We start from the raw sequence: 16,414 nt of genomic DNA, 5'->3' as shown, positions 1-16,414 counted from the left end.
GAAACCATCCGAAGGAGGTGTCGTGGTGCAACCCGACAAGCTCGTCGCAGCGTTCGCCCGTATCCCCACCGCCACCATTGGTGACGCCCAGGACCGCTTCGGCTGCCCGACCGGAATACGGCCCATGTGGCCGGGAGCGACCATCACCGGGCGAGCGTTCACCGTCTGCACCCGAGCCGGAGACAACCTCTACATCCACAAGGCGCTCGACCTCGCCGCCCCCGGCGACATCCTCGTCGTCAACGGCGGCGGCGACGAAACCCGCGCACTCATCGGCGATCTCATCGGAACCCGCGCACGAGCCATCGGGCTGGGCGGCTTCGTGATCGACGGCGCGGTCCGTGACGTCGCCGCCCTCGAGCAAATGGGCATGCCCGTCTTCGCCCGCAGCACCACCCCCGCCGGACCCTACAAACACGGACCAGGCCGACTCGGTGAACCCGTAGCCATCGGCGGAACCGTCGTCCAGGCATCCGACATCGTGATCGGCGACGCCGACGGGATCGCCGTCGTCGCAGCACGCGTCGCGGACGACGTGCTAAACAACGCCAGACAGATCGCCGACAACGAGATCGTCAAACGCACCCGGTACGCGATGTCAGGCGAGGATCGGCAGCGTCCGCCGAGTCCTTGAACGGTAAAGTCAAGGGCTTGCTAACCCAGCCATATTTGGTGGGTTGCGCACCGAATCCGTACGGGTTCATGGTGACGTACGACCGAGAATCCGGGAACTCGCGCGGGTTTCACTACTGGCGATCGCATGGGAATCCAGTGCGAACACCCTCCCGAACAGGAACACTCACACGATGGACACTGTCAGGTTCTTCGAACTCGCAACCGAATTGTTCGAAGTCCTCGGCGTCCTCGCGATGGTTGTCGGGTTCGTCTTCGCCTTCTTCCTCGCGGTGCGCGCGTGGAGGAGGACCGGCGACGGTGCTCAGGCGTTCAAGACCCTGCGGGAATCGCTCGGGGGCGCGATCCTGCTCGGCCTGGAACTGCTCGTCGCGGCTGACATCGTCAAGACGGTCACCTCCACGCCGTCGCTGACCGATGCCGCCGTCCTGGGAGTGATCGTGCTGATCCGTACCGTGCTGAGCCTGTCCATCGAGATCGAAATCGACGGTGTCGCACCGTGGCGGAAGGCGTTGGTGACCGGTCCGCAGGTGCTCGCCCGCGCGGCACGTTCGTCCGCTGGTCAGGAGCCGGCTTCGGACCGGTGAGTTGCCGCCGAACCGGTCACACGGTCTGCGGCCGCTTGCGCAGCCGGGTGTTGAGCACACCGAGCACCGCGATGACGAGGAACAGGACGCACGTCGAGATCAGCTGGGTGCGGGCATCGGAGTCGAAGAGCATGAGCACGACGAAACCGGCGAGCATGGCGAGCGTGAGGTAGCTCAGCCACGGGAACAGCCACATCCGGACGGTCAGCTTGCCCTCGCGTTCGAGCCGGGGGCGCAGCCTCAGATGCGACACGACGATGAAGATCCAGATGACCAGGAGCGCCGAACCGACGGCGTTCAGGAGAAGTCCCAGGAGGTCGTCCGGCAGCCACCAGTTGAGCAGCACGCTGACGAAACCGAAGAACACCGACAGCAGAACCGCATTGAGGGGCACCCCGGAATTCGAGATCCGCGCCATGAACGCGGGACCGTCGCCGCGCCGGGACAGCGAATACGCCATCCGCGACGTGCCGTAGATGTTGGCGTTGAACGCCGACAGCAACGCGACCACGACCACCAGTTCCATGAACCCGGCCACGTACGGGATGTGCGCCTGGTTGAGGACCGCCACGAACGGTCCGCTCTTCAGGTCCGAGGAATCCCACGGAAGAACGAGGACCATGATCGAGATCGAACCGAGGTAGAAGACGCTGATTCGCCAGACGACGCTACGCACCGCCACGGCGATCGAGCGCTCGGGATCCTCGGATTCGGCGGCGGCGATGGTCACGATCTCGATGCCGCCGAAGGCGAACGCCACGACCAGCAGGCCCGCGGCGACACCGGCGAAGCCTTCGGGCATGAAGCCGCCGTGGCCGAAGAGGTTGGTGGTTCCCACCGGCTCGGTGTCTGGCAGCAGGCCGAACACCAGCAGCACACCGATCACCAGGAACGCGATGATGACGGTGACCTTGATGGCGGCGAACCAGAACTCGAACTCGCCGAAGTTACTGACCTTCGCCAGGTTGACGGCCGCGAAGAAGATCACGAACACGAGGGCGACGACCCATTGCGGAACGCCGGGCAGCCAGCCGCTCACGATGCCGGAGGCGCCGGTGATCTCGGCGCCGAGCACCATGATCAGCATGAACCAATAGAGCCAGCCCATGACGAATCCGGCCCATTCGCCGATGCCGATCCGCGCGTAGTGCGAGAAGGACCCGCTGGCGGGGATCGCCGCTCCCATCTCGCCGAGCATGCGCATCACGAAGACGACGATGATGCCGGCGAGCAGGTAGGAGACGAGGACGGCGGGACCGGCGGTCGCGATACCGACACCGGTACCGAGGAACAGCCCGGCACCGATCGCGGAACCGAGGCCCATCATCGTGAGATGACGGACCTTCAGGCCCCGGCCCAGTGTGCTGGTCGAATCGGTCATGGTGCCGGGTGTTCGCGTACCGCTCACGGGATCAGTCGTTTGCGTGCAGAGCGGCGTTCAGTTCCACGCCGGTGCCCTTCCACGGCACGACCTCGACGGCTCCCGACACGGAGTTGCGGCGGAACAGCAGGTTGGACTGGCCGTTGAGTTCCTTGGCCTTCACGACGGTGCCGTCCGGCCCGGTGACCTTGGTTCCCGCGGTCACGTACAGGCCGGCTTCGAGGACGCAGTCGTCGCCGAGCGAGATGCCGAGACCGGCGTTGGCGCCGAGCAGGCAGCGCTTGCCGACGGAGATGGTTTCCTTGCCGCCACCGGACAGGGTGCCCATGATCGAGGCGCCGCCGCCCACGTCGGATCCGTCGTCGACGACGACACCCGCGGAGATACGGCCTTCGACCATGGAGTTGCCGAGCGTGCCGGCGTTGAAGTTGACGAAGCCCTCGTGCATCACGGTGGTGCCGCTGGCCAGGTGGGCGCCGAGGCGGACGCGGTCGGCGTCGGCGATGCGGACGCCGGACGGGACGACGTAGTCGACCATGCGCGGGAACTTGTCGACACCGAACACGGTGACCACGCCGCGGATGCGCAGGCGCGACCGCACCTTCTCGAAGCCCTCGACCGCGCAGGGACCGAAGTTGGTCCACACCACGTTGGACAGCAATCCGAACAGACCGTCGAGGTTGACGCCGTGCGGGGTCACGAGGCGATGCGAGAGGAGGTGAAGGCGCAGGTAGGCGTCGTGGGCGTCGACCGGCGGCGCCGAGAGGTCGGCGATGGTGGTGCGCACCACGACCTGGTCGACCTCACGCGCTTCGTCGGGTCCGGCGAGGAGTGCCAGATCGGAGGGGATGTCGCCACCCTCGATCCGCACGGTGCCCGCGTCGTCGAAGTTTCCCAGCTCGGGCGCCGGGAACCAGGTGTCGAGGACCGTGCCGCCGACGGTCACGTTGGCGATGCCTACTGCTGATGCTCCCTGTGTGCTCACGGCAGTAAAGGTTACTGCCTCATTACTCGGGCATTCCCAGCGGTCGTTATCGGGGCGTGATCGAATCGAAACCGAGCGGGTTCCGGCCATGTGGGGGACCATCCACGGGGCACGTGAGACACACCGGGAAAGGTAGTGGGAATGCGCATTTCGCACTGGGGTCGATTCATCGGAGGAGGCGTGCGGGCCGTGGCCGCGGGCGCACTGCTCGCCGGGGCCGTGTCGGTGGTGGCGCCGCAGACCGCGTCCGCCGCTCCGGTGTGCCCGGGCGCCGGCCAGGCACCGGTCCTCGTCGGGCGGGTGCCGGGAGCGGCGCTCGAGGGCGTCGCCGTGGACGGCGGCGGCCGCCTCTACACGACGGACCTTCTGAGCGGGCGGGTGTTCCGCCTCGACGCCCCCGGAGCCCCCGCGGTCCCGGTCGCGACGGTGCCGGACGGCGGCGCCGGGGCGCTGGCCTGGGCGTCGGACGGATCGCTGCTGGTGGGGTACGGCGCGGACGCCCGCGTGTTCCTCGGCGACATCCTGCGTCCGGGTGCGATCGCGAAGCTGAACACCGCAACGAACGTGCTCACACCGTTCGTCTCGGGCCTGAGCGCGGCGAACGGACTCGACGTCGCCGCCGACGGAACGGCATACGCCACCAACGACTTCGGCACCCAGATCGGGCGGGTGTTCCCCGACGGGCGGGTGGAGCCCCACTGGGCGACTCTGCCCAGCGCCAACGGCGCGGTGCTCGGCGCGGACGACCGGTACCTCTACGTGTCGCGGACGTTCGTGAATCCGGGCGTGAGCCGGATCCCGCTCGCGAACCCCGGGGCGCCCGAGAGCATCCTCGACCTGTCCGGACTCGACAACTTCGCCGCACCCGACGGCCTGGCCCTGGACTCGCGAGGCCGTCCGGTGGTCCCGGCCAACGTGCGCGGCGAGATCTGGCGCCTCGACTCGCCGGGGCAGTACTGCGTGCTCGCGTCCGGTCTGCCCACGTCGAGCATGGTCGTGTACGGGCAGGGATCCGGCGGCTTCTCGGCGGGACGGCTGTTCCGCATCGGCTTCGACGGTGCGATCTACGAGATCCCGGGTGGCTTCGACGGGTAGCAACGCCCGAGCGGGCTGACTGGTCGGCTTAGGGTGGACGGGTGAGCCCACTCGACCTCCACGCCGATCCCATCGACCTCACCGCCGCCCTGGTGGACATCCCGAGCGTCTCGCACGACGAGTCGGCGATCGCCGACGCCGTCGAGTCGGCGCTGCGGGAGCAGACCACCGGTTTCGAGGTCATCCGCAACGGCAACGCCGTGCTCGCCCGGACCGATCGGGGACTGCCGAGCCGGGTGATGCTCGCCGGTCACCTCGACACCGTGCCGATCGCGGACAACATCCCCTCGCGCCGTGAGGGCGACCTGCTGCACGGATGCGGAACGGTCGACATGAAGTCGGGCGACGCGGTGTTCCTGCATCTCGCCGCCACCACCCGGAACCTCGCGCACGATCTGACCCTGGTCTTCTACGACTGCGAGGAGATCGCGGCCGTCCACAACGGGCTCGGACGGATCGAACGCGAGATCCCCGAGTGGCTGCGCGCGGACGTCGCGATTCTCGGCGAGCCGACCGGAGGTCTCATCGAGGCGGGGTGCCAGGGCACGTTGCGGGTGACGCTGACCACCCGCGGCACCCGCGCGCACTCCGCGAGATCGTGGCTGGGCGACAACGCGATCCACCGCTTCGCCCCGGTCCTGCAGCGCCTGTCGGACTACACCGCGCGGTCGGTGGACATCGACGGCTGCGTGTACCGGGAAGGGTTGTCCGCCGTGCGGATCTCCGGCGGCGTCGCGGGCAACGTGGTTCCCGACGCGGCGGAGATGGACGTGAACTTCCGCTTCGCCCCCGACCGCAGCGCCGAGCAGGCCATCGACCACGTGCGGGAGGTCTTCGACGGTCTCGAGCTGGGTTTCGAGGTCACGGACCTGTCGCCGGGGGCCCTGCCCGGGTTGGGCGATCCGGCGGCTGCGGCCCTGATCGAGGCGGCGGGCGGCGAGTTCCGCGCCAAGTACGGGTGGACCGACGTCTCGCGGTTCTCCGCCCTCGGCATCCCGGCCGTCAACTACGGCCCCGGCGACCCGAACCTCGCCCACAAGCGGGACGAGCACGTGCCCGTGCAGCAGATCACCGATGTGACGACGGTGCTGCGCGCCTATCTGAGCGCCCCGTGACTGCCCGGTGCCCCGAACGGGCCACCCGCTAGCCTGGGGCGCATGGCACCCGAGAAGAACACTCACGGCCGGAAGTCCTCGTCCGTGAAGCACCGGGGTCCGGTGCAGTTGAGGCGCGCCCGCAAGGACGACACCACCACCACCGACGAGCGGTTGCTCGACGAGCGGGGCTCGACCGACTGGGTGCACACCGACCCCTGGCGGGTACTGCGGATCCAGAGCGAGTTCATCGAGGGGTTCGGTGCCCTGGCCGAGGTGCCGCGCGCGGTCACCGTCTTCGGTTCCGCTCGCACACCGGACGGTCACCCGGAGTACGAGGCGGGACGAGCGCTGGGTGCGCGCCTGGCCGAGGCCGGCTACGCCGTCATGACCGGCGGCGGTCCCGGCGTCATGGAGGCGGCCAACCGCGGTGCCAGCGAATCGGGTGGTTACTCCATCGGCCTCGGTATCGAGCTGCCGTTCGAGGAGGGCCTGAACGAGTGGGTCGACCTCGGCATCAACTTCCGCTACTTCTTCGCGCGCAAGACGATGTTCGTGAAGTACTCGCAGGCGTTCATCTGCCTGCCCGGCGGGTTCGGGACGCTCGACGAGCTGTTCGAGGCGCTGACTCTGGTGCAGACACGGAAGGTCACGAGATTCCCGATCGTCCTGTTCGGCACCGAGTACTGGTCCGGGCTCGTGGACTGGTTACGAGGAACTCTCCAACGCAGCGGCAAGATCTCGGAAGGTGACGTCAACCTCTTGCACGTCACGGACGATGTGGAGGAAGCGGTGCAGATCGTCATACGGTCGCAGCAGGGTGTCGACGAAGCTGCCCTGCTCGGGACGGAGGACCAGTGGTGATGCCGGAAACTGTTCCGACACAGACGTTCTCGGTGTGCGTCTACTGTGCGTCCGGCCCCGTGGACGACCACTTCCTGGAACTCGCGGCCCAGGTCGGCACCGAAATCGGTAAGCGCGGTTGGCAACTCGTGTCCGGCGGCGGCAACGTCTCGATGATGGGCGCGGTCGCCGAGGCCGCCCGCGCCGCCGGGGCGACCACTGTCGGTGTCATCCCGAAAGCCCTGGTGCACAGGGAGGTCGCCGACGTCGACGCGGACGAGCTGGTGGTCACGGACACCATGCGCCAGCGCAAGCAGATCATGGAGGACCGGGCCGACGCGTTCGTCACGCTGCCCGGCGGTATCGGTACGCTCGAGGAGCTGTTCGAAACGTGGACCGCGGGCTATCTCGGCATGCACGAGAAACCGGTGGTTCTCCTGGATCCGCACGGTCACTACACGGGCCTGCTCGACTGGCTCGACGGACTGCGGGGCGGCGGTTTCGTGGCGCAGCGCGCCCTCGACAGGCTGCTCGTGCGGACCGATGTCGCGGAGGCGCTGGACGCCTGCGTCTCCTGAGGCGCCGTCCGGTCCGCGTCGTGGCGCACGTTGTTACCGTGCAGTAAGGTGACCTGACTCATACTGCAGGCCTGAGGGGATGTCATGCGTTCTGAAGCTCGTTCGACGATCGGGGTGGTCGACCTCGCGAAGAGGCTGCCGGCCATGATTCCGGAGCTGCCGATCATGGCGAAGGGGGTCCTCGGCCTGATCCGGACCCCCGACGCGAAGGAGTCGATCGGCCTCGTCTTCCAGCGCGCTGCCGCAGCGCACCCGCGCCGTACGTTCCTGCGGTTCGAGGGCGAATCGCTGAGCTACCGGAATGCCAACATCCGTGTGAATCGCTACGCCCACGTGCTCGCCGACCTCGGAGTGGCACGCGGGGACGTCGTCGGGATCCTGGGCAAGAACTCGCCCGAGACGCTGCTCATCGCACTCGCCGCGGTCAAGCTCGGGGCCGCCGCCGGGATGCTGAACCACAACCAGCGCGGAGACGTGCTCGCGCACAGCATCTCGCTGCTCGACAGCCAGGTCCTGGTGGTGTCCGAGGCGTGCGGCGAGGCCATGGACTCGCTCGACGAACCGCCCGCCGTGCCCTCGGTGCTGTACTTCGACGACCTCGATCGCCTCGCCGAGAAGGCCGGAGACGGCGACCCCGAGGTGTGCGAGCAGATCCAGGCCCGGGAGAAAGCGTTCTACATCTTCACCTCCGGCACCACGGGACTGCCGAAGGCCAGCCTGATGAGCCACTTCCGCTGGCTCAAGAGCATGTCCGGACTCGGCAACATGGGGGTCCGGCTGCGCGGAAGCGACGTCCTCTACTGCTGCCTGCCTCTCTATCACAACAACGCGCTGACGGTGTCCCTGTCCTCGGTGCTCGGGTCGGGTGCGACGCTCGCACTGGGCAAGCAGTTCTCGGCGTCCAAGTTCTGGGCCGACGTCGAACTGAACCGGGCCACCGCGTTCACCTATATCGGTGAGCTGTGCCGGTACCTGCTGAACCAGCCCGAGAAGCCCGGCGACCGCGACAACTCCATCCGGCTGATGGTCGGGAACGGTCTCCGTCCGGAGATCTGGTCCGAGTTCACCACCAGGTTCGGGATCTCCCGGGTGGCCGAGTTCTACGGCGCCAGCGAGTGCAACATCGCGTTCGTCAACGCCCTCAACGTCGACCGGACGGCAGGCATCTGCCCCCTGCCGCACGCCGTGGTCGAGTACGACGAGGACAGCGGATCGCCCCGGCGGCACTCCGACGGCAAGCTGCGGAAGGTGCGCACCGGCGACGTCGGCCTGCTGCTGTCGAAGGTGACGGACCGGGCGCCGTTCGACGGATACACCGACGAGGAGGCCACCGACAAGAAGCTCGTCCGCGACGGCTTCGACGACGGCGACTGCTGGTTCGACACCGGAGACCTGGTGCGCCGCCAGGGCTGGTCGCACGTCGCGTTCGTCGACCGGCTCGGCGACACGTTCCGCTGGAAGGGGGAGAACGTCGCCACCACCGAGGTCGAGGGCGCACTCCTCGCGCATCCCGCGGTCGAGCACGCCGTCGTCTACGGCGTCGAGATCCCCGGGACCGACGGTCGCGCCGGGATGGCCGCGGTGACGTTGCACGAGAACGAGAAGTTCGACGGCTCCGACGTCGCCGAGTTGCTGTTCCAGCGGCTGCCGTCGTACGCGGTGCCGCTGTTCGTCCGCGTCGTCGACTCGTTGGAACAGACATCGACGTTCAAGAGCCGCAAGGTGGAACTCCGCAAGGAGGGCTACGACGTCGAGGACACCGACACGTTGCACGTGCTGTCCGGGCGCGGCGACGGCTACAAGCCCTCGTACGACGGTTACGTCGACGAAGTGGCGAAGGGTTCGCTGCCGAAGGGGTAATGCGGCTACGCCGCCCGTGAGTACTTGTTAACCGCCCGCGGTTAACAAGTACTCACGGGTGGTTTCGATAGTGCTGCGTGCCAATATTGGTGACATGGCCGAGACAGACGTACCGCCCGCGCCCGACCACCCGTCGCCCACGCTGTGCGGGCGCCCCGTGGCGGTCGATCGAGCGCTCGTGATGGCCATCGTGAACCGGACACCCGATTCGTTCTACGACCGCGGTGCCACGTTCACCGACTCCGCTGCCATGTCGGCGGTCGAGCGGGCTGTGGACGAGGGGGCCGACCTCGTCGACATCGGGGGTGTGAAGGCCGGACCGGGTGACGTCGTCGACTCGGCGGAAGAAACCCGGCGGGTGGTGCCGTTCGTGGCCGCGATCCGCGAGCGCTATCCGGAATTGCTCATCAGCGTCGACACCTGGCGCAGCGACGTGGCCCGGCTGGCCGTCGCCGAGGGCGCCGATCTCATCAACGACACGTGGGCAGGCGCCGACCCTGCGCTCGTCGAGGTGGCCGCGGAGACGGGCGCCGGCATCGTCTGTTCCCACACCGGGGGAGCGGTCCCGCGGACCCGGCCGTTCCGTGTCCGCTACACCGACGTCGTCGCGGACGTCCTCGCGGAAGTCGTGTCGGCCGCCGAGAACGCGGCCCGGCTGGGTGTGCCCGCCGACTCGATCCTCATCGATCCGACCCACGATTTCGGGAAAAACACCTATCACGGGCTCGAGTTGTTGCGGCGAGTGGAAGATCTTGTAAATACCGGATGGCCAGTGCTCATGGCGCTGAGCAACAAGGACTTCGTCGGGGAGACTCTAGGGGTAGATCTCGTCGAGCGGTTGGAGGGAACATTGGCAGCGACAGCGATGGCCGCCGCAGGAGGCGCCCGTGTCTTCCGTGTCCACGAAGTTGCCCCCACGCGTCGAGTGGTGGACATGGTGGCCGCGATTCAAGGCCGGCGCGCACCGTCCCGCACCGTGCGGGGGCTGGCATGAGTGCCGTGGGGGCCCGGGCGGCCCGCACGATGGTGGCGGAGGAGCGAACCCCGCGCAGCTGGGCCGAGGCGAACAGCTGGGACCAGCCGTCGTGGAGCATCGCCGAACTCGAACGGGCGAAGGCCGGGCGCACCGTGTCGGTGGTCCTGCCCGCGCTCAACGAGGAGGAGACCGTCGCCGCGGTGGTGGACACGATCCACCCCCTGCTCGGTGGCCTGGTGGACGAGTTGATCGTCCTCGATTCCGGATCGACGGACCTGACGGCGGAACGCGCACGCGCCGCGGGCGCCACCGTCATCAGCCGGGAGGAGGCGGTGCCGGCGTTCCCGCCGGTGGCGGGCAAGGGCGAGGTGCTGTGGCGTTCCGTCGCCGCGAGCACCGGTGACCTCATCGCCTTCGTCGACTCGGATCTCATCAACCCGGATCCGGCCTTCGTCCCGAAGCTGCTGGGACCGCTGTTGACGGCCGACGGCATCCATCTCGTGAAGGGCTACTACCGCCGTCCCCTCCGCCTCAGCGGCACGGAGGACGCCAACGGGGGTGGCCGGGTGACCGAACTCGTGGCGCGCCCCATGCTGGCCTCGCTCCGGCCGGAGCTGACGTGCGTGCTGCAGCCGCTGGGCGGCGAGTACGCGGGCACCCGGGAGTTGCTGTCGGCGGTTCCGTTCGCGCCCGGCTACGGCGTCGAGATCGGGCTGCTGCTCGACACGTACGACCGTCTCGGACTCGGTGCGATCGGCCAGGTCAATCTGGGGGTGCGCAAGCACCGCAACCGCCCGCTGTCCGAACTCGGGGTGATGAGCAGGCAGATCATCGGCACGATGATGCGGCGCTGCGGGGTGCCGGATTCCGGGGCGGGTCTGACCCAGTTCCTGGTGGACGGCGACTCCTTCGTTCCGACGACGACGGACGTCGCGCTGGCCGATCGCCCGCCGATGAACACGGTGTGCCCCTGACCGCGCGCCCCTGAGGGAGGTTGCTGTCGGACGTCCGTGACAGGATCGGGGCATGGTGACAGCCCTGCTCTATCTGCTCGTCATGGCGTTCGTCGGCGCGATGCTGTTCCTCGCCGCCAGTGCGGTGTTCGGCCGTTCCGAGGAACTCGCGCCCCTGCCGCCCGGCACCACACTCACGGCCCTGCCCGCCGAAGGTGTGACGGGCGCCGACGTGGAGGCGTTGCGCTTCCAGCAGACGCTGCGGGGTTACAAGGCCAGCGAGGTCGACTGGGCGCTGTCCCGGCTGGGACGTGAAATCGATTCGCTGCGTGAGCAGTTGGCGGCGTTCGAAGCCGCGTCCGAGCGCCCGGGTGACGCCTCGTGACGGCCGTCGAGGACCGCGTGCGGTGCGCGTGGGCGGTCGACACGGACGGGTCCCGGCTGTACCGGGACTACCACGACCTCGAATGGGGTCGTCCGTTGCACGGCCGTGACGAGTTGTACGAACGGCTGTGCCTCGAAGCGTTCCAGTCGGGACTGTCGTGGATCACGATTCTCCGCAAGCGGGAGGCCTTCCGGGCCGCGTTTGCCGGGTTCGATCCGGAGGCGGTGGCGCGGTACACGGAACGGGACGTGGCGCGCCTGCTCGAGGACTCGTCGATCGTGCGGAACCGGGCCAAGATCGAGGCGTCGGTGAGCAATGCGCGGGCCCTCCTCGAGTTGTCGGACACCGACCTGGACACCCTGCTGTGGTCGTTCGCCCCGCCGCCGCGCCCGAGCCGCCTGGCCACCGTGAACGACGTCCCGGCCGTCACACCGGAGTCCACCGCGATGGCGAAGGAATTGAAGCGCCGAGGGTTCAAGTTTGTGGGCCCGACCACTGCTTATGCACTCATGCAGGCCACTGGGATGGTGGACGACCACGTGACCGCCTGCTGGGTCCCGATCACTGCCTGAACTGCCGGTGGACCTGCCTATTTGTGACTCAGGTTCCCGGTACTCGTGTCCATAGGGAAGAATGGATGTCACAAGCCTCGCCGAGTGTTGGCGGGGTGCCAAAATTTGTCGAGGCGCAAGCAGGCAGCGCAGATCTGGAGGGAGCAGAGGATGGCGGCCATGAAGCCCCGGACCGGGGACGGTCCCCTCGAAGCAACCAAAGAGGGACGAGGAATCGTCATGCGGGTTCCGCTCGAGGGTGGTGGACGTCTGGTTGTCGAGCTCACCCCGGAGGAAGCTGCCGCACTCGGTGAAGAGCTCAAGGGCGTCACCAGTTAGTCGAGTGCGGAGAGAACCTCACAGGGCAGGCCCCGTCGCCGTTCTCGGTGCGGGGCCTGTTCCGTGTCCGGAACCGGGAGGCGAACGTTCGTGCTGGCCGATGTGACCGACCTGCTGGCGTGCCCGCAGTGCCGGTCCCGCGTGGAACTCGACGAAGGCGCGATCCTGTGCGACCAGGGCCACACCTTCGATGTGGCGCGGCAGGGTTACGTGAGTCTGATGACCGGGGCCGGTGGCAAGTTCGACGGCGACAGCCCCGAAATGATCGCCGCACGTGCGGACTTCCTCGGCGGCGGCAGCTTCGACCCGCTGATGGACGCCGTCGCCGATGCGGTGGTGGCGGTCACCGGGCCCGGCGACGATCCCCGGATCCTCGAGATCGGCGCGGGCACAGGCCACTACCTGGCGCGCGTGCTCGACGCCGTCCCGACGGGCCGGGGGATCGGCCTCGACGTGTCCAAGTACGCGGCCCGGCGCATCGCCAAGGCACACCCCCGCGCCGGAGCGGTGGTTGCCGACGTGTGGCAACACCTTCCGGTGCGGGACCACGTGCTCAGCCACGTCCTGTGCGTGTTCGCGCCGCGCAACGCCGACGAGGCGCACCGGGTGCTCGCCGAGCGCGGCTCCCTGGTGGTCCTCACCCCCACGGAGCGGCACCTGGGGGAGCTCGTGGACCTGCTCGGCATGGTCCGGGTGGACGACCGGAAGGTCGAACGGCTCGGGGCGGCGATGTCCGGGCGGTTCGAGCGCACCGGCCACGTGGCGGTGGAGTACCCGATGTCGTTGTCGCACCTCGACGTGGCCCGGCTCGTCGGGATGGGGCCGTCCGCGCGGCACGTCACCCCCGACCGGCTCGCGTCCTCGATCGCGGCGCTGCCGCAGGAGTATCCGGTGACGGCGTCGGTGACGGTGTCCACCTACGCCCGGCTCTGAGCTCCTCGGTCAGCGCCGGGACAGCGCGTCCTGGTAGACGTCGAGGGTCTGCTGCGCGATGGCCGCCCAGGAGAACTCGGCGATCGCCCGCGCCCGTCCGGCCTTGCCCATCGCCTGGGCTGTGCCGACGTCGGCGGCGATTGCGTTGACCGCCTCGGCCAGCGCCTGTTCGAACGCCTCGGGCTCGTACGAGTTGTAGTGCACCAGACGGCCGGTCACCCCGTCCTCCACCACCTCGGGGATACCGCCGACGTCGGACGCCACGACCGCGGTCTCGCAGGCCATGGCCTCGAGGTTCACGATCCCCAGCGGCTCGTACACGGACGGGCACACGAAGACGGTTGCGGCCGACAGGATCTCCCGCACCTGGTCGGTGGGGAGCATTTCCCGCACCCAGAACACGTTGCCCCGGTGCGCCGCGAGCGCGGCCACGGCCTGCTCGGTCTCGGCGGCGATCTCCGGGGTGTCGGGGGCTCCCGCGCACAGCACCAACTGGATCTCGGGCGCGAAGTGGTGTGCTGCGGCGATCAGATGACCGACGCCTTTCTGCCGGGTGATACGGCCGACGAACGCGACCATCGGCTGGTCCGGATCGACGCCGATCTTCGCGAGGGCGGAGTCCCTCGGACCTGCGGGGCCCGCGTGCCAGACCGACGTGTCGATCCCGTTGCGCACCACGTGGACCCGGTGCGGGTCGACGAACGGATACGCGTCGAGGACGTCGAGTCGCATCCCGGCGCTCACTGCGATCACCGCGTCGGCGTGCTCGACGGCGTTGCGCTCGGACCACGAGGAGATGCGGTAGCCGCCGCCCAGCTGCTCCGCCTTCCACGGCCTCCGCGGCTCGAGGGAGTGGGCTGTGAGGATGTGGGGCACGTCGTACAACGCGGACGCCAGATGGCCCGCCAGGCCGGTGTACCAGGTGTGGGAGTGCACGACGTCGGCGCCGGTCGCGGCGTCCGCCATGCGCAATTCGGCGGACAGCGTCGCGAGTGCCGGATTGGCCCCGGCCAACGCGGGGTCGGGGGTGTGCACGACCGCTCCGACGCGCGGAGCGCCCATACAGTGCACGTCCACCTCACACAGCTGCTTCAACTGAGCAACCAGTTCGGTGACGTGTACACCCGCACCGCCATAGATCTCCGGTGGGTATTCCTTGGTCATCATCGCCACCCGCACCGGCCTAACGTAACCGTCCGGACGGCTTCGGGCCACCGCTCTCGGACACATTCAGGTATCGGAGAAACGGTGACTCGGCGCTTCGCTGGCGGGGGGAGTGGCCGCCCGATAGGTTGACAGGGTGAGGAGCCAGCCACATGTGCTTGGAATCGTGCTCGCCGGCGGCGAGGGCAAACGTCTCTATCCGCTCACCGCGGATCGGGCGAAGCCCGCTGTGCCTTTCGGAGGCGCCTACCGGCTGATCGATTTCGTGCTCAGCAATTTGGTCAATGCGGGATACCTCCGCCTGTGTGTTCTGACGCAGTACAAGTCGCACTCGTTGGACCGCCACATCTCTCAGACGTGGCGACTGTCCGGGTTCGCGGGTGAATACATCACTCCCGTTCCCGCGCAGCAACGTCTGGGCCCGCGCTGGTACACCGGTAGTGCGGACGCGATCCTGCAGTCGCTGAACCTCGTCTACGACGAGGATCCCGAGTACATCGTCGTGTTCGGTGCCGACCACGTGTACCGGATGGACCCGGAACAGATGGTGCAGCATCACATCGAGTCGGGTGCCGGGGTGACGGTGGCCGGGATCCGGGTGCCGCGCAGCGAGGCGTTCGCGTTCGGCTGTATCGACAGCGACGAGTCGGGGCGCATCGTCCAGTTCCTCGAGAAGCCGGCGCATCCGCCGGGAACCCCGGACGACCCCAACATGACGTTCGCGTCGATGGGTAACTACGTGTTCACCACCAAGGTGCTGGTCGACGCCATCCGGGCCGACTCGGAGAACTCCGACTCCGACCACGACATGGGCGGCGACATCATCCCCGCGCTCGTCGAGGCGGGCGAGGCGTCCGTGTACGACTTCAAGGACAACATCGTTCCCGGCGCCACCGACCGCGACCGCGGCTACTGGCGCGACGTGGGAACGCTCGACGCGTTCTACGACGCACACATGGATCTCGTGTCGGTCCACCCCATCTTCAACCTCTACAACCGCCGCTGGCCGATCCGCGGTGAGACGGAGAACCTGGCGCCGGCCAAGTTCGTGCAGGGCGGCCTCGCGCAGGAGTCGGTGGTCGGGGCCGGGTGCATCCTGTCGGCGGCCACGGTGCGCAACTCGGTGCTCAGCTCCAACGTGATGGTCGACAGCGGCGCGACGGTGGAGGGCAGTGTCCTCATGCCGGGTGTGCGCATCGGCAAGGGCGCCGTCGTGCGCCGCGCGATCCTCGACAAGAACGTGGTCGTCGGCGACGGCGAGATCATCGGAGTCGACCTCGAGCGTGACAAGCAACGGTTCGCCGTCAGCAACGGCGGCGTCGTCGCCATCGGCAAGGGCGTCTGGATCTAGCGGGAGGGCCCCGGAGACGGGGCTCTCATAGTTTGGATGCGCAGAGCAGGCCGTCGCCGATCGGCAGGAACACGCGGATCAGCTGGTCGTCCTCGGCGAGCGCCTTCGCGGCCTCGCGGACGGCGACGGTCGCCGCGTCACGCTGGCTCGGGTCGACGACCCGGCCGCCGTGCAGGGCATTGTGCAGCACGATGGCGCCGCCCGGACGCAGCAGGCGAACCCCTTCGCGGACGTAGTGCGGGTGATCGACCGGTGCGCTGTCGACGAACACCAGGTCGTACGCCCCGTCGGCGAGCCGCGGCAGGACGTCGAGCGCACGGCCGTTGATCAGCCGGGTCCGGGCGGGTGCGATGTCATTGGTCCGGAACGACAGCTTGGCGGCCCGCTGGTGCTCGGGTTCACTGTCGATGGTGGTGAGGACGCCGTCCTCGCGCATGCCCCGGAGCAGCCACAAACTGCTCACACCCGCGCCGGTGCCGACCTCGACGACCGTCTTGGCGTCCAGCATGCGGGCAAACAGGGCTAGAGCAGCACCGACCGCGGGAGGTACCGGTCCGGCACCGAGGTCGTCCGCCCGCTCCCTGGCCGCACCGAGGGCCTCGTCTTCACGGACAGCCCCTTCTGCGTGGGTGAGTATCCGTTCGGCGTTTGTCTGCACGCACATGAGGCTATCGGGGTCTCGTCATCGCCGCTGCGAGGCGCGCTC

The 16,414-nt window shown here is 68.3% G+C and carries 18 protein-coding genes; 14 read left to right on the top strand and 4 right to left on the bottom strand.

Features of this window, described 5'->3' with window-relative positions; all coding sequences use genetic code 11:
* The first annotated feature begins 22 nt into the window (after positions 1-22).
* Both OYT95_RS06770 and OYT95_RS06765 read left to right on the top strand, forming a co-directional pair.
* Positions 23-634, top strand: a complete 612-nt coding sequence (locus tag OYT95_RS06770; protein WP_112302253.1) for an RraA family protein — start codon at positions 23-25, stop codon at positions 632-634.
* A 172-nt stretch (positions 635-806) separates the two neighbouring features.
* On the top strand, positions 807-1,220 hold the full coding sequence (locus tag OYT95_RS06765; protein WP_268791033.1) for a DUF1622 domain-containing protein: 414 nt from the start codon (positions 807-809) through the stop codon (positions 1,218-1,220).
* A gap of 16 nt (positions 1,221-1,236) precedes the next feature.
* On the opposite strand, the gene OYT95_RS06760 is transcribed toward OYT95_RS06765, so the two are convergent.
* Positions 1,237-2,601 (bottom strand): amino acid permease, encoded by a 1,365-nt coding sequence (locus OYT95_RS06760; protein WP_268791032.1) that lies wholly within the window; start codon positions 2,599-2,601, stop codon positions 1,237-1,239.
* 31 nt (positions 2,602-2,632) lie between these two features.
* Positions 2,633-3,586 carry a 2,3,4,5-tetrahydropyridine-2,6-dicarboxylate N-succinyltransferase gene (gene dapD / locus OYT95_RS06755; protein WP_037206621.1) on the bottom strand — a complete coding sequence of 318 codons (954 nt, stop codon included), beginning with the start codon at positions 3,584-3,586 and terminating at the stop codon, positions 2,633-2,635.
* A 141-nt stretch (positions 3,587-3,727) separates the two neighbouring features.
* On the opposite strand from dapD, the gene OYT95_RS06750 reads away from it, so the two are divergent.
* The 11 genes from OYT95_RS06750 to OYT95_RS06700 all read left to right on the top strand — a co-directional run bounded on the left by OYT95_RS06750 (position 3,728) and on the right by OYT95_RS06700 (position 13,193).
* Entirely contained in the window at positions 3,728-4,681 is a 954-nt protein-coding gene (locus OYT95_RS06750) for an SMP-30/gluconolactonase/LRE family protein (RefSeq protein ID WP_112302126.1), read from the top strand.
* A gap of 41 nt (positions 4,682-4,722) precedes the next feature.
* Positions 4,723-5,796 (top strand): succinyl-diaminopimelate desuccinylase, encoded by a 1,074-nt coding sequence (dapE, locus tag OYT95_RS06745; RefSeq protein ID WP_268791031.1) that lies wholly within the window; start codon positions 4,723-4,725, stop codon positions 5,794-5,796.
* A 42-nt stretch (positions 5,797-5,838) separates the two neighbouring features.
* On the top strand, positions 5,839-6,639 hold the full coding sequence (locus OYT95_RS06740) for a TIGR00730 family Rossman fold protein (protein WP_037244330.1): 801 nt from the start codon (positions 5,839-5,841) through the stop codon (positions 6,637-6,639).
* Positions 6,639-7,196 carry a TIGR00730 family Rossman fold protein gene (locus tag OYT95_RS06735; protein WP_268791030.1) on the top strand — a complete coding sequence of 186 codons (558 nt, stop codon included), beginning with the start codon at positions 6,639-6,641 and terminating at the stop codon, positions 7,194-7,196. Before OYT95_RS06740 ends, OYT95_RS06735 begins: the two co-directional genes overlap by 1 nt.
* A gap of 84 nt (positions 7,197-7,280) precedes the next feature.
* A complete protein-coding gene (locus tag OYT95_RS06730; protein ID WP_037244333.1) occupies positions 7,281-9,056 on the top strand; it encodes a long-chain-acyl-CoA synthetase in 1,776 nt (591 codons plus the stop codon).
* Between the two features lie 94 nt (positions 9,057-9,150).
* A complete protein-coding gene (gene folP, locus OYT95_RS06725; RefSeq protein WP_037244335.1) occupies positions 9,151-10,050 on the top strand; it encodes a dihydropteroate synthase in 900 nt (299 codons plus the stop codon).
* The gene (locus OYT95_RS06720; protein WP_011598038.1) at positions 10,047-11,006 is read left to right on the top strand and encodes a glucosyl-3-phosphoglycerate synthase; all 960 of its coding nucleotides are present in this window, start codon (positions 10,047-10,049) and stop codon (positions 11,004-11,006) included. The genes folP and OYT95_RS06720 overlap by 4 nt, the downstream gene beginning before the upstream one ends.
* Positions 11,007-11,058: 52 nt before the next feature.
* Positions 11,059-11,370, top strand: coding sequence for a DivIVA domain-containing protein (locus OYT95_RS06715; protein ID WP_128639192.1), 312 nt, complete (start codon positions 11,059-11,061; stop codon positions 11,368-11,370).
* The gene (locus OYT95_RS06710) at positions 11,367-11,942 is read left to right on the top strand and encodes a DNA-3-methyladenine glycosylase I (protein ID WP_128639191.1); all 576 of its coding nucleotides are present in this window, start codon (positions 11,367-11,369) and stop codon (positions 11,940-11,942) included. The genes OYT95_RS06715 and OYT95_RS06710 overlap by 4 nt, the downstream gene beginning before the upstream one ends.
* A 150-nt stretch (positions 11,943-12,092) precedes the next feature.
* On the top strand, positions 12,093-12,260 hold the full coding sequence (locus OYT95_RS06705; RefSeq protein ID WP_003936084.1) for a DUF3117 domain-containing protein: 168 nt from the start codon (positions 12,093-12,095) through the stop codon (positions 12,258-12,260).
* A 90-nt stretch (positions 12,261-12,350) separates the two neighbouring features.
* Positions 12,351-13,193 carry a putative RNA methyltransferase gene (locus OYT95_RS06700; protein ID WP_128639190.1) on the top strand — a complete coding sequence of 281 codons (843 nt, stop codon included), beginning with the start codon at positions 12,351-12,353 and terminating at the stop codon, positions 13,191-13,193.
* Between the two features lie 9 nt (positions 13,194-13,202).
* Here OYT95_RS06700 and glgA read toward each other — a convergent pair whose 3' ends face one another.
* Complete coding sequence (gene glgA / locus OYT95_RS06695) at positions 13,203-14,372, bottom strand: glycogen synthase (RefSeq protein ID WP_037244345.1); 1,170 nt, start codon at positions 14,370-14,372, stop codon at positions 13,203-13,205.
* Between the two features lie 121 nt (positions 14,373-14,493).
* Between glgA and glgC the strand changes: the two genes are divergently transcribed.
* Positions 14,494-15,708, top strand: a complete 1,215-nt coding sequence (glgC, locus tag OYT95_RS06690) for a glucose-1-phosphate adenylyltransferase (protein WP_005239253.1) — start codon at positions 14,494-14,496, stop codon at positions 15,706-15,708.
* 25 nt (positions 15,709-15,733) lie between these two features.
* On the opposite strand, the gene OYT95_RS06685 is transcribed toward glgC, so the two are convergent.
* On the bottom strand, positions 15,734-16,372 hold the full coding sequence (locus OYT95_RS06685) for an O-methyltransferase (RefSeq protein WP_005239255.1): 639 nt from the start codon (positions 16,370-16,372) through the stop codon (positions 15,734-15,736).
* Between the last annotated feature and the right edge of the window lie 42 nt (positions 16,373-16,414).

Origin of the sequence: Rhodococcus sp. JS3073 (assembly GCF_026810085.1) — a bacterium.
Lineage (GTDB): Bacteria > Actinomycetota > Actinomycetes > Mycobacteriales > Mycobacteriaceae > Rhodococcus_F > Rhodococcus_F wratislaviensis.
Note: the sequence above shows the minus strand (reverse complement) of the source record. Positions and strands in the feature narration are given on the sequence as shown.

What these genes read in the sequence shown, in the direction of transcription:
- OYT95_RS06720 (WP_011598038.1), top strand. Translation starts at nt 10,047, where the DNA reads ATGAGTGCCGTGGGGGCCCGGGCGGCCCGCACGATGGTGGCGGAGGAG.
- OYT95_RS06740 (WP_037244330.1), top strand. Translation starts at nt 5,839, where the DNA reads ATGGCACCCGAGAAGAACACTCACGGCCGGAAGTCCTCGTCCGTGAAG.
- OYT95_RS06735 (WP_268791030.1), top strand. Translation starts at nt 6,639, where the DNA reads ATGCCGGAAACTGTTCCGACACAGACGTTCTCGGTGTGCGTCTACTGT.
- OYT95_RS06750 (WP_112302126.1), top strand. Translation starts at nt 3,728, where the DNA reads ATGCGCATTTCGCACTGGGGTCGATTCATCGGAGGAGGCGTGCGGGCC.
- OYT95_RS06730 (WP_037244333.1), top strand. Translation starts at nt 7,281, where the DNA reads ATGCGTTCTGAAGCTCGTTCGACGATCGGGGTGGTCGACCTCGCGAAG.
- OYT95_RS06705 (WP_003936084.1), top strand. Translation starts at nt 12,093, where the DNA reads ATGGCGGCCATGAAGCCCCGGACCGGGGACGGTCCCCTCGAAGCAACC.
- OYT95_RS06760 (WP_268791032.1), bottom strand. Translation starts at nt 2,601, where the DNA reads ATGACCGATTCGACCAGCACACTGGGCCGGGGCCTGAAGGTCCGTCAT.
- OYT95_RS06765 (WP_268791033.1), top strand. Translation starts at nt 807, where the DNA reads ATGGACACTGTCAGGTTCTTCGAACTCGCAACCGAATTGTTCGAAGTC.
- folP (WP_037244335.1), top strand. Translation starts at nt 9,151, where the DNA reads ATGGCCGAGACAGACGTACCGCCCGCGCCCGACCACCCGTCGCCCACG.
- OYT95_RS06715 (WP_128639192.1), top strand. Translation starts at nt 11,059, where the DNA reads ATGGTGACAGCCCTGCTCTATCTGCTCGTCATGGCGTTCGTCGGCGCG.
- OYT95_RS06685 (WP_005239255.1), bottom strand. Translation starts at nt 16,372, where the DNA reads ATGTGCGTGCAGACAAACGCCGAACGGATACTCACCCACGCAGAAGGG.